The 13,689-nt window shown below is 46.3% G+C and carries 5 protein-coding genes; all 5 read right to left on the bottom strand.

Annotated elements, in window-relative coordinates:
- Window positions 1-92: 92 nt before the first annotated feature.
- On the bottom strand, window positions 93-347 hold the full coding sequence (locus tag L4D05_RS19490) for a DUF2999 family protein (protein ID WP_428752559.1): 255 nt from the start codon (window positions 345-347) through the stop codon (window positions 93-95).
- A 135-nt stretch (window positions 348-482) separates the two neighbouring features.
- Complete coding sequence (gene betA, locus L4D05_RS19485) at window positions 483-2,177, bottom strand: choline dehydrogenase (RefSeq protein ID WP_428794998.1); 1,695 nt, start codon at window positions 2,175-2,177, stop codon at window positions 483-485.
- Window positions 2,178-2,253: 76 nt separating this feature from the next.
- Window positions 2,254-3,714 (bottom strand): betaine-aldehyde dehydrogenase, encoded by a 1,461-nt coding sequence (gene betB / locus L4D05_RS19480; RefSeq protein ID WP_428795056.1) that lies wholly within the window; start codon window positions 3,712-3,714, stop codon window positions 2,254-2,256.
- A gap of 44 nt (window positions 3,715-3,758) precedes the next feature.
- Complete coding sequence (betI, locus tag L4D05_RS19475) at window positions 3,759-4,361, bottom strand: transcriptional regulator BetI (protein WP_428794997.1); 603 nt, start codon at window positions 4,359-4,361, stop codon at window positions 3,759-3,761.
- 400 nt (window positions 4,362-4,761) lie between these two features.
- Window positions 4,762-13,656: a tandem-95 repeat protein gene (locus L4D05_RS19470; protein ID WP_428794996.1), complete on the bottom strand. Its 8,895-nt coding sequence runs from the start codon at window positions 13,654-13,656 to the stop codon at window positions 4,762-4,764.
- Between the last annotated feature and the right edge of the window lie 33 nt (window positions 13,657-13,689).

The following is a 13,689-nucleotide window of genomic DNA, read 5'->3' as shown; positions in this document are numbered from 1 at the left end:
CCATCTTTACTTTATTACCTAGAAAAAGTCGCGGTAACATCGATTAACTCGACGTTACCGCGACCCTTTATCCAAATATTCTGACCATTAAATCACTGTTGGTTCAATTGGGCTTTGGCTGCTTCAACTTTCGCAAAATCCAAACCTAGTTCTTCGACAGCTTCTTTGATCAATGCTGGGTTCTGCATCACTTGAGTCATCAATTGCTGAAGTTGCTCTTGTGGAAGACCTAACTGGCCAATGGTTGCCATTGCTGCTAGTGGGTTTTGAGTGAGAGTTTGGAATAGCTCGCTTACCTGCTCATCACTGATATTATTTTCTTTTAGAATAGCTAGAATCGGGTTCATGTTACAGCCTCATTGAGTCTATTAAATCAAGTAGACACGCATTCTACCATCCAGACCTATACTGTGAAGTGCTTTCATTACCAATCCGATTAAAATACTTGGGCTAACATAGAGCTAGAACAGACAAGTACTTTGTTAGGGCAACAATGGACGCTTGGCAACACCAAGACGCTGCGTCGTTTGCCAATTGGGTGCAATCCATGTTGGTGCTTCAGACTTAGTAAGTGGCGATTGATTTAAGATAACGTCGGCGATTTTTTCTGCCACCATGATCGTCGGCGCATTTAAATTACCGTTCGGGATAGTGGGAAATACGGATGAGTCGACGACACGTAAACCACTAACATGTCTGACTTGGCAGTTTGGATTGAGTACCGCCATCGCATCATCATCCGCGCCCATTTTACATGTGCATGATGGATGATAGGCACTTTCGACATTTTGACGAACCCAAGCATCAATCGCTTCATCACTCGTCACATCGCTACCGGGTTGAATCTCTTCACCACGGTATGCATCCATCGCTGGTTGAGCCAAGATTTCTCGGGTGAGACGAATGCAGTCTCGCCAGTCCTGTTTATCTTGTTCTGTACTGATATAGTTAAATTCAATGTGTGGTTTTTGATGTGGATCGTTCGAGGTGACAAAAATCCGACCACGACTTTGTGGCTTATTAGGACCAACATGTACCTGAAAACCGTGTCCTGAAAATGCGGCCTGCCCATCATATCGCATCGCTGCAGGCAAAAAGTGGTATTGCAGATTTGGCCACTTTAACCCCGCACGTGAACGAATAAACGCGCACGACTCGAAGTGATTCGTCGCACCTAACCCATCCCTTCGCAATACCCAGCGCGTGCCTATCAAGCCTTTGCTGATTAAACCAAGTTTACTGTTTAATGTAATAGGCTGATGACACGCATATTGAAAATAGATCTCTAAATGATCTTGTAGATTTTCACCCACGCCAGGTAAATCAACCTCAACGTCAATACCCGCACGCTCTAGCACCTGTTTAGGTCCAATTCCCGATAATTGCAGCAGTTGCACCGAACCAACAGAGCCTGCGCAAAGCAAAACTTCCTTATTAATAAAAAATGATTCGACGCTGCCGTTGTTTTCAATTTCCACGCCAACGGCTTGCTTGTCTTGCAATAGAACCCGCCTAGTAACAACACCGGTCTTGACCGTAACATTTGGACGTTTCATTGCCCGTCGCAAGTACGCATTGGATGTGGATGCACGCACACCTTTATCCACCGTCATATGCATTGGGCCGAAACCCTCTTGCTGATAACCATTGTAGTCGGCGGTCTTTGGATAACCCGCTTGCTGCCCTGCATCAATAAATGCATCATACAACGGATTCAGTGTCATGTTATTGCCATTACAGGTTCCAACAGGGCCATCCACACCACGATAGTCATCTTCGCCCCCCATCCATGACTCTGCACGACGAAAATAAGGTAAACAATCTTGATAACTCCAACCTGCCGCACCTTGATCGTGCCACTCATCAAAGTCACAAGCATGACCTCGCACATACACCATTCCGTTGATAGATGAGCTTCCTCCTAACACTCGCCCGCGAGGACAATGCAAACGGCGAGCCTCTAAGCCAGCTTCTGGCTGCGTTTCAAATTGCCACGCATATTTTGCGCTGTTCATTGGATAAGACAGTGCCGTAGGCATTTGAATAAAAATACTCTTATCACTGCCTCCAGCCTCAAGTAACAGCACGCGGTGCTCTCCCGACGCACTGAGTCTATCGGCTAATACACAACCAGCTGAGCCTGCTCCGGCAATGATGTAGTCATACTTGGTGTTCATTTCCCTTCCCTTTGAATTCAATTGTGAGAATGCGCATTACGACTCAGCTAACCTTCTTAGTGAAGACGCTGATTTTCTATTCGTAAGGGCATTCCAGATCGCCGAGCTCGATCAGTACGCTCTTGTTTTGGGTATAGTGATTGAGCGTTTCAATGCCATTTTCACGGCCGACTCCTGATTGTTTATACCCTCCTACTGGCATCTCTGCCGGTGAGCCACCCCACGTATTGACCCAACAAATCCCGGCTTCTATTTGAGCAATCACGCGATGTGCACGAGAAAGGTTTTGCGTAAACAATCCCGCGGCCAAACCATATTGAGTATCATTGGCACGGCGAATCACGTCGTCTTCTTCAGAAAAACGCAGCACCGACATCACAGGGCCAAAAATTTCCTCTTTGACTTGAGGCATATCATCCGTGCAATCGGCAAAAATTGTGGGTTGAACAAAATAGCCTTTATCAAGACCATGTTTTGTTTCACGCGCGCCACCACAAACCAGTCTCGCACCTGACGCTTTGCCCGCTTCAATAAACCCCAGCACCTTTTCTAAATGCTCAGCCGAAATTAACGCACCAATTTGAGTGGTCATATCCGCTGGATTACCAATGACTAACTTGCGTGTTCTGTGAGTCAATTGCTCTAAAAATTCGTCATAGATCGCATCATGAACAAACACGCGTGTGCCATTGGTACAAACTTCACCTTGGGTATAAAAATTGGCAAGCATGGCGGCCGAGACCGCGTTATCGAGCTTAGCATCATCAAATATAATAAGAGGTGATTTACCACCTAGTTCCATAGTGACGTCTTTCAACGTACCGGCCGCATCTGCCATCACTTTTTTCCCGGTCCCTGACTCGCCTGTAAAAGATACTTTGGCAATATCAGGATGACGCGAGAGGCACTGCCCAACGCGATAGTCCCCTTGAACCACATTGAATACGCCATCAGGAACACCCGCTTCGGTATAAATCTCAGCCAGCTTCAGGACCGATAAAGGTGTTTCTTCTGATGGCTTGAAGACCATTGCGTTACCCGCAACTAGAGCTGGGGCCGATTTCCACATGGCGATTTGAATAGGATAATTCCATGCGCCTATACCCGCGCAAACACCCAACGGCTCTCGGCGAGTGTAGAAAAACTGACCATGACCTAAATCTTGTTGTTGGCCCTGAATACTCGATGCTAGCCCAGCGTAGTATTCAATAACGTCTGCGCCCGTCGCGATATCTACTTCCATCGCTTCTTGAATAGGTTTGCCTGTATCTTGCATTTCTAACTCAGCGAGTTGGTTATTGCGTTCGCGAAGTAGCGCAACCGCGCGCATCAAAATACGCCCTCGTTCCACGCCACTCATTGCCGACCATACTTTAAAGCCTTGTTTAGCGGATTCCACCGCGCGGTCCACGTCTTGAACGCTCGCTTGTTCGAGTTCTGCTAATGTTTCGCCAGTCGCTGGGTTACGCGTTAGAAAGGTTTCATTTGAAGAGGCTTGCACGGTCTTGCCGTGAATATAGAGAGACTTCATTGATATCCATGTTCCTTGATAATTCATCTAATTTAACGTGATACATCTAATTACGATTGAGACTGTGGCGCCGGGGGTAGTTGCTTTTCGAGATAGTCTGAAATAATCAACTGTGCGTTTTGAGCACAAATACCTTGCGGATTGAGCGCACCGCGCAACCAAATACCATCGATCAATGCAGCAATACCTTGCGCGACAAACTTTGCCTGTTGATCAGGCAACGCTTGTTTTAACTCTCGACGCAAGTGTGACAATAAACGACGTTCATTGACACGTTGAAGTCGATAAAGCTCCTTGTCATGCATTGACTGAGCCCAAAAAGCGAGCCAAGTCTTTGTCACCTTACTTTCAACTTGATAGCCATCAAAGTTCGCCGCCACTATGGCTTTCACTCTGGCACTGACATCTTGACCATCAACCGCGCTTAAATGCTTAATTGACGTAGCAGAGAGCTGACGTAAAACCGACCGCATGGTTTCTTCTAACAACCCATGCTTACCGCCAAAATAATGATTAATAATGCCAGCTGAGACGCCTGCTTTGCGGCTAATTAAGGCAACACTCGCACCGGACAACCCTACCTCATCAATCACGGCCATTGTTGCCTCTACAAGTTGTGGGCGACGGATCTCTGGCATTCCTACTTTTGGCATAAATGTTACCCGAATGTTTTTTAATTGAACGTTCAATTAAAAATAAATTTACACTTAACACATAAAAAGTCAAAGAAACCTCGAAAATCCCAATCAATAACATGACAAGAAACCGCACCTAGGAACTCATAAAACCATGAAATAATTATGTTTATTTAATTGAGTGCTTTGTTTAAAAAATTGATTCATTCGCACGCTTGCACGCTATTTTCGTGTCTGTAAAAACGCTATATCCCTAATCAATGAGAACATTCAATCCGTAGGTATGAGCCGGAAGCATTTTTGATCCATAGAAAAGGGAGCTGACCAATAGCGATCTGCTCCCTCTTTTTTATGCTGTTGATGTTTATAGCTCCGCGACCAGCTTTCTACTCGGGCGCTTATAGTAAATAAATTATAATTACTGGTTAAAGTTATATTCCATCACTGCACCATAGAAAGTCACATCATTAAGACGAATAAAATATCGCGTTGCCTGAATGCCAACCGAAAACTGACTCGTTATCTTGCCGTTAAATGAAACGCCTAGATAAGGGTCAATGCCTGATTCGCTAGATGTAATTGTCTTATTCTGATAGTCACTGGTAAAATCGGTTTTCCACGCATAAGCACCAGCAGCACCATTGACACTTAGCCACTCATTAGACCAAAACGCATAGTCCACACCGAAGCTTACTCCATTCCCCAGCGCAGGTGTCGCTTGAGACACTTTTGAATGATACTCTTCAGGCGTTGTATTAGCATCAGCGCTTAATGTCGCACTGGACTGCCCCAAATTAACGTAGCTCATTTGCAATGCCCAGTCAGATTCAAATCGATACCCTACCCCAAGCGACCAAGCGACATCCGTATCGTCTACGCTCACCACTTGAATATCCTCAGATAAACGATTTTCTGCCCGGCTTTGTCCTAGTTCACCTGTTACATACCAATTTGCCACCGCCTGCGGTGAACATACCATGTACAACGAGAGCACTAACAACCCAGCTTGCTTTCTTCGTACTAAAGCCACGAATGCCACAAGACCCAGCCATAACCCCCCAAATGAACCGCCACTTGCTGAGTTATAAGCCTTTCCGGTTGCTGAAAGATTCACGCTTACGGCCACTTTCGCATACGCTGTACCACCGTTACCATCACTCACGCTATATTCAATTTCATCCTTACCATAAAAGTTTTCAGGTGCTTGGTACGAGATTGCATTGTTCACAATAGAAACCTCGCCAAAATTAGCGCTCACTCCAGTGAGTATTAAGTTATCTTGATCAACATCGCTGTCATTTCTAAGGACATCCACTCGCACGCTACTGCCCATGACAACACTCGCTTCATCATTACTGGCGACAGGTAGATTGTTTTGTGACAGTGTCGCAACGCCTCCCGGATCAACAATCGTTCCGTTGGCGGTTGCGTCGTCATCGTTTGGTCCCCCATCTTGAATCGTCAGCTGGACGCACCAATGCCCTTCCGTTAATCCTACCTGCCAAGCTTCATCCCCAGGTGGTGGACAATAACCTTCGAAACCATGCGTAGAAGAGACAACGTTGTATTCATCAAGATAAAAATCCTTCCAGCCATCCACGTCATTGTATTTCCGATAAACGGCATCACTAGGGACAGGTAAGCGCTGAGGGATCACGATTTGATAGCTCTGACCTGCTTCTGGTAATCCATAAGCGATATAATCAAATACTCCGCCAACGTTATTCGCTCCACTATCTTCAGGTAGCTCCGAACCCATTAGTAGTGCGCCTCCGGATTGACTTTCTGCAATGGTTGATCCTTTGCGTAAGCACACTCCTGAATCACCTTCCACTAAATAGTTTTCTGATTCTAAAGCATATTGTTGGATAACATTGCACTCACTGATAGCATCTTGGAAATCCGGAATGCCGTCATTGTCTAAATCTGAATACCCTTCTTGAACATCTGGAATTAAATCACCATCACTATCTGCCATACCTAGTGACGTCAGCACCTCAACCACTTCGACATAAGCAGGGATCGTTACACTACCACTTGCACTATCCGTCACTTGCAAACTAATTTGGTAAATCCCTGCCGCCATTTCACTAGGGTCAAACTCGAACTGGCTGTCTAGCACGCTAACATTCGCAATCTCTGCTCTATCATTAATCCAGTGATAGCTATGAGTATCTTCCGAATTGGGATCTGAGACTGTCGCGGCAATAATAATATTGCCACCAGACTTAGATTGTACTGAACGAAGTTGATTATCTTGCTTGATAGATAACGTCACTTCTGGTGGGACATTCGACTCATACACGGTCAATGTATAGGACGATTTACTCCCCAGGTTAAGTGAATCATCCAACGTTACTGTCACCGTCTCATCACCTTCCGTTTGTCCATCATCAAAGATATTGAACGTGACCTCGCCTTCGGTCCCTTCATAAATGATAAATTCACTCGCAACCAGATCGTGGTCTTCTTGATTTGCAGACCCTCCAACCGTAAACGGAACGGTGACGGGATAGTGTGCAGCGATTCCGTTCAAGTATATTTTGATCGTTTGACTGCTGCCTTCCGCGACGCCATCATCCTTCCCTATCGATACTAATGGATGAACGGTAACTATCTGATGATCTTGCGCTTGTTCGCCATATGCGTCGCTGGCTTTCCAGAACACTTTATGCACGCCTGGCTCAAAAAACGTATCGCTATTGACAAGTGTGACGGCAAGTCGCTCACCACTTGCGTTTTCGGCCATCGCCACCCCTAAGTCGACTTTAGTAAAGAGACCCGTCGCATTGACCTCCACATCATTCGGAGCCGTGATTTCAGGTCCACCATTGGCGATAATTTCGAGCTGAACCTGACCAATAACTTGCGCCCCATTTCCATCGGTCACGCCATATTTAATCTCCACCAGTCCATTATGATCGAGCTCTAATACAATTTGATTATTATTGATGCTGACTAGCCCTTCATCCGATATTACCCAAGCGATAGACAAGCTATCCGCATCTGGGTCTACATCGTTGTCAAGAACACTGAACTGATAAATACCTTCAGAGGTTTGACCCATGCTCAGTACTTCATTTTCAACGATAGGCTCATCATTTACCGTATTGACGGTCACTTCAACGATATGGTCATACTGATAACCACTATCGTCAGTCAATGTGATCGTAAAGCTATCGTTGCCGTTATAGTTATTAGTCGGGGTATAGACAATACTTGTGCCATTAATAGATATCGAACCATATTCCGGCGCTAGCTTCTCACTAGCACTGACTACATCGCCATCAATATCGTCAAACGTATAAGTTAACGTTCCATCGATATCTTCATTTGTTACTAACGTAGAACTGATGGAGATCGTTGGCTCATCATTGACGCTATCAACGGTGACATTCACCGTTTTATCCGTGGTGAACCCACTACCATCGGTCAGCGTAATCGTGAAGCTATCACTGCCGTTGAAGTTAGCCTCTGGCGTGTAGACAATGTCCTCACCTGTGATGGTGATTGCGCCATGACTTGGCGCGGTTTTCTCACTCGCTGTCACCGTGTCACCATCCACATCGCTAAAGCTAAAGCTCAAGGTTTGGTTATTGTCTTCGTCAGTGGTGAGCGTAGAACTAATAGAGATCGTTGGCTCATCATTGACACTATCAACCGTCACATTCACCGTTTTATCGGTGGTGAAGCCATGACCATCGGTCAGCGTAATAGTGAAACTGTCACTGCCGTTAAAGTCAGCCTCTGGCGTGTAAACAATGTCTTCGCCTGTGATGGCTATCGCGCCGTGACTTGGAGCGGATTTCTCGCTCGCCGTCACCGTGTCGCCATCCACATCACTAAAGCTAAAGCTTAAGGTTTGGTTGTTGTCTTCGTCAGTGGTAAGCGTGGAACTAATGGTGATCGTGGGCTCATCATTGACACTATCAACCGTCACATTCACCGTTTTATCGGTGGTGAAGCCATTACCATCGGTCAGCGTAATAGTGAAACTGTCACTACCGTTGAAGTTATCGTCTGGCGTATAAACAATGTCCTCGCCACTGATAGCAATCGCCCCGTGACTTGGCGCGGTTTTCTCACTCGCCGTCACCGTATCGCCATCCACATCGCTAAAGCTAAAGCTCAAAGTTTGATTGTTGTCTTCGTCAGTGGTGAGCGTGGAACTAATAGAGATCGTGGGCTCATCATTGACGCTATCAACCGTCACATTCACCGTTTTATCAGTGGTGAACCCATTGCCATCGGTCAGCGTAATCGTGAAGCTATCACTGCCGTTGAAGTTAGCCTCTGGCGTGTAGACAATGTCTTCACCTGTGATGGCGATTGCGCCGTGACTTGGAGCGGTTTTCTCGCTCGCGGTCACCGTGTCGCCATCCACATCGCTAAAGCTAAAGCTCAAGGTTTGGTTATTGTCTTCGTCGGTGGTAAGCGTGGAACTGATGGTGATCGTTGGCTCATCATTGACGCTATCAACGGTGACATTCACCGTTTTGTCGGTGGTGAATCCATTACCATCGGTCAGCGTAATCGTGAAACTGTCACTACCGTTGAAGTTATCGTCTGGCGTATAGACAATGTCCTCGCCACTGATAGCAATCGCCCCGTGATTTGGCGTGGTTTTCTCGCTTGCCGTCACCGTGTCACCATCCACATCGCTAAAGCTAAAGCTCAAGGTTTGGTTGTTGTCTTCGTCAGTGCTAAGCGTGGAACTAATGGAAATAGTTGGATCATCATTCACGCCAATCACGGTAATGGTTGCCGATAAATTCAATTCCGTATTGCTATCATCTCCTCCATTTAATTTTTGCCCGTTATCCGTTAATCCGTATACCGCGACCGTTCGAGAACCCGACGTCATGTCCTCTGCCTCGTATTTATATTGCACAGAATCAAGGAGGGTTTGATAGGCGGCCTCAGAGTCTTCTTTTTGAACCGTTACAAGCAGTAACTCTCCCACTTGTAGCACTAAATATTGGAAGCTATTGCTTTGAGTAATGCCTACCGTACCATCTACCAGTGCAATATCCTCACCATCAACAATTAGGTATTCACTGCTTCCGTTCACTACATTAGCAACACTCAATGCCAGCGCTTTAACCGATTGCCCCATTTCTACAGTGCTCAACGTAGAAGATGCATACAGTGAAACCGATGTACCATTTTCTGTGAACGTTGGATTTTGTGGTGTTAACACTAATGTTGGTTCGTCATTAACCGCTTTCACTGCTGCTGTTGAAGCCAGAGTCAAGGTGTCGTTCACATTATCATTATCACCTGTTAGAGAGCCGCTATCCGTAATCTGGGTAAGTGTAATAACGCGGTCACCTTCCGTTGGATCATCCGATGTATTGATGTATGCCAAATTATCGAGCAATAGCTGTGCTTGAGAAACAGTTCCATTAACGTTTGATAGCGTGATGGTTGCTACATTTCCCGATAGTGACACGGAATAATCGATGTTGTTGGTCGAAGTTTTTCCTGTTCGTCCATCACTTAATAGTACTTCCGTAGCATCGATGACAATCGCTTCGCTGCCAGCATCAACGACTCCTGAAACCGTAAGCGTCGCACCTGTCAGTGACTGATCGCTCTCGATCGTATCAATGACTGACGAAGAATAGAGTAAACTCGCAGATGCCCCTTCGTTATAGGTAGGATTTCGCACGTTAGCGGTAATTGTCGGCTCATCATCAACGGCGGTTATCGTTACCGATGAAGTAATAGCTAAGTTAGACTTAGTGTTCTCACTCCCCGATTCCGAAATATTAGTGAGGGATACAGTACGATTACTACTTGCATTCGGATCATGACTGTCATTCTGATAAGTAATTGAATCGACGAGCGATTGAGATTCAGCTTCGGTCAGTGACCCACTAGTTAACGTTAACGTCGCAATTTGCGACTCAACCGATACCGTATAGCTTAAGCCACTTGATGTCGTGCCGGACTGTCCCGAATCAAGAATGATACTGACCCCATCGACCGTCAACTTTTCTGCGCCACTATCGGACACATTGCTGACGGTCATCGTCAACCCATTAATGTTTTGATTCGCCTCAACGGTGCTGACACTACTACCACTAAATACTTGCGCGGCACTGCTTCCTTCTATAAACACGGGATTAAGACCAAGCGCAGTAAGTGTGGGGGCATCGTTGATTTCAGTGATTGATGCAACAACGAGATTCGATCCCGAAGTGGTTTCTAACCCATCATTAAATACAAATTTCAGAGAAACCGAACTGGCGGGATCATTGGCGCTGTTCTCATAAGTAATGTTCTGCAGCACATTATTCACAACGGCCGTACTCGCACTACTATTAAAGGTCAACGTTAGCGAGCCATTGCTATTGGCTGTTACCGTACCCACAACGACGCTATTATAGGTGAGGTCTCCTCCCTCAGTTAACGTCCCCAATAAGCCCGAATGACCAAACACATCGTTACTACTAGCACCACTACTGCGTGAAATGGTAAGAGAAGCGCCATCATAATTGCCGCTACCTGCATTAAGTGCATCTAACTCTGCGTCCGAGATCGTTACATCACTGTCAATCACCACCGCCGAGCCATCTTCGGTATACGCAGGTGTCGAATCGAGCCCTGCAAATACAGGCACAGAGTTTTGATTAATCGTGACCGTGGCACTACTGCCACTGCCTATGTTTGCAACGCCTGACGATACTGAATCAAGGCTTGCAATAATCGTTTCGCCATTGTCATCCACCGCATCATCATACACAGCGGTAACGCTAAAGGTGGCCGATGAATTACCTTGATCAACCGTAATTTGGTTAGAGCCATTCAAGCCAGTAACGGTATAATCGTCCACCAGCGTCGCGACACCGGTAAACAGAATATCAATGATCAACGCTTCAGTGGCGGTAAATGGATTACCTTTGCCATCCAGCAATGCAACCGTATAGGTCGTTGCGCCAGCATTTTCAATAATATTACTTTGAGCAACGCTAATGGAAAGCTCTGGAAGCGTAACAAAATTGTAGACGGCGTAATCCGAGATCCCAGCAAAAGCATTACCGACACCATCAATAATGGCCTCTGAATCCACCACCAGCGCATACTCAGTACCAACCAAAAAATCACTGCTAGGGTTGATGGTCAACGTGTCACCGGAGCGTGTTAGCGTCCCCCCTAATGATCCTGTCGCAGAAGCGGTATCATCAATGGTGTAGGTTTCGAAAATCGCGGAATTGGTCACGTCATAAAGTTGGATGGTTTTAGTCGCAACAAGCGCCACCGCTTCACTAAAGTCTAGCTCGAGATTATTGGCAACCGCGATTCCCTTTGCATTATCTAACGGAGTAGAGCCCGAAGCATTAAAGGTTGGGGCTGTCTTATCGAGCAATAAGGATAAAGAACTGTCCGTAGATTGATTGCCTAGCGCGTCGCTGGCGGTAATGGTCACCGTGAGACTGCTGCCTTCTTGCATATTACTTTGAAGGTTTAGCGCTGGCGTGGTGACCGAGTACGTATTATTGCCAAGATTACTAAGCGCGACATCAGTAGCAAAGTCACTATCAAGGACTGATAAATTCGCGGTGACCGTTAAGCCTGCTTCGCCCAAGCTAGCGCTAATAGTGACAGCGTCACCTGCCTTGTATTTCCCGTTATTACTGTCAGATACAGAGCTAAAACTCGGCGCAGAATTATCCAGGCTATAACTTTCATTAGCGCCTGTCGGAGTACGTACTGAAATAGCATTTCCGCCACCGTCACTCAAATTATTACTGTCAGAAAGTGCTAGCACGACGGTTCCGTTCACGACGGATAAATTGCCACCCGACACGGTAACATCAACACTGGAACCAGAGTTTTCTGACACGTTACTTATCGTTGCTGTAGTACCAGAAACAACAAAGTCACTCGTATCAATGTTACTCACCGTTTCAGAAAAACTGATGGTCCACAGTAAGCTATCGGCATTCGTTGACTCAGAGTTGGGCGTTTTACGAGCAATAGAGGTTACAGTAGGGACTGTAGCATCAGTGGTATGAGTCGCTCCTGCGCTATAAGCCGCAGGTGTATTGCTGCTCTCATCAGCTATGTTGGTATTGCCGTTTAAATCAAGTCGAACGTCTCCTGCAACATTACTCACTGCGACCGTCACCGTCACACTACTACCGGAACTTGCAGACACAGCAGAGACCGACAGCCCTGCACTGACTGCACCGCCTAGTTTCGCTGTGAAATCATCTGTCGAAATATTCGCCACAGAGTCGGAAAAATTGACGATAAAGTCTATGCTCGTCGCATTTGATGCAGGCGACCCTGAAACCGTAATGGAGGAAACATCAGGGGCAGTGTCAAGTGTTGCCAGGTCAAGTTTAGTAGGTGCTGCTTGTAGGTTATTCGCATTATCTTGGGCAACAACGTACACATCGTAATTATCACCATCATTCAAGCCATTAATCGTCGCCGAGCCTACGGTACTCGTTGTGGTCATTGAGCCAGACGTGAGTGCGTTGCTTCCCGTTGCATCCTGCCCCGCTTTTACTTGACTGCTTGTAGGCGCAGAGGAAGCATCAGCGACGACAACGTAGTACGCGGTACCATCTTCATCAAGATCGACAGTGAGTGTTGAACTTGATGCCGTTGTTCCACTAAGGCCGGGAGTACTATTTTCAAATACCGGCGCTGAACTATCGCTTACTGTTGCATCTGACACCGTAAATGATGCCACGGCAATTTCCTGGAATGCGCTACTACCTATTACGCCGCCGTTACCATCTGCAGTCGTTGCCCAACTAACAACCAGTCTGTCTATATTATCCCACGCGGCATCATCCCCCCAGGTCCCCGAGCCACGAGTAAAAACTTCTTGATCATTTGCACCTAGTTGTGTCCATGACAAAGTATCACTAATCACCTGACTGCTGTCTTTAAAACCTATAACAGTAAACGATTGGTCATTACTACCCGTCGCGCCTCTTCGCCAAAGCTTCATAGCGTCAATAGAAAACGAACTGCTCCCAAGCAGCTGAAATCCACCCGTCGTATTATTAAACAACAGTCCGCCATTATCTACAGGTGCGATAACCAAACCGCTAGCAATCTCTACCGAGTGATCGGTAAACAGGCTATTGGCCTCAGTTCCCGTCCCCCAGTCAATCGTAAGATCGATGTTAGTGGTTAAACTAACTTGCGTCGTATTATCAGCGACCACTCCCGCGGGTGGTAACTGAGAGTAGTCCAGCGTGGCTTGCGCAGCCCGCACCCCACTGGAAAAACTACTAATTAACCCCAACCCTATCACTGATGCTAGTTGTACTGTTTTTATAACGTCCACGTTTTTATTCGCCTATCCATTTGCTTATTACGT

Origin of the sequence: Vibrio nomapromontoriensis (assembly GCF_050337205.1) — a bacterium.
GTDB classification, from domain to species: Bacteria; Pseudomonadota; Gammaproteobacteria; order Enterobacterales; family Vibrionaceae; genus Vibrio; species Vibrio nomapromontoriensis.
Note: the sequence above shows the minus strand (reverse complement) of the source record. Positions and strands in the feature narration are given on the sequence as shown.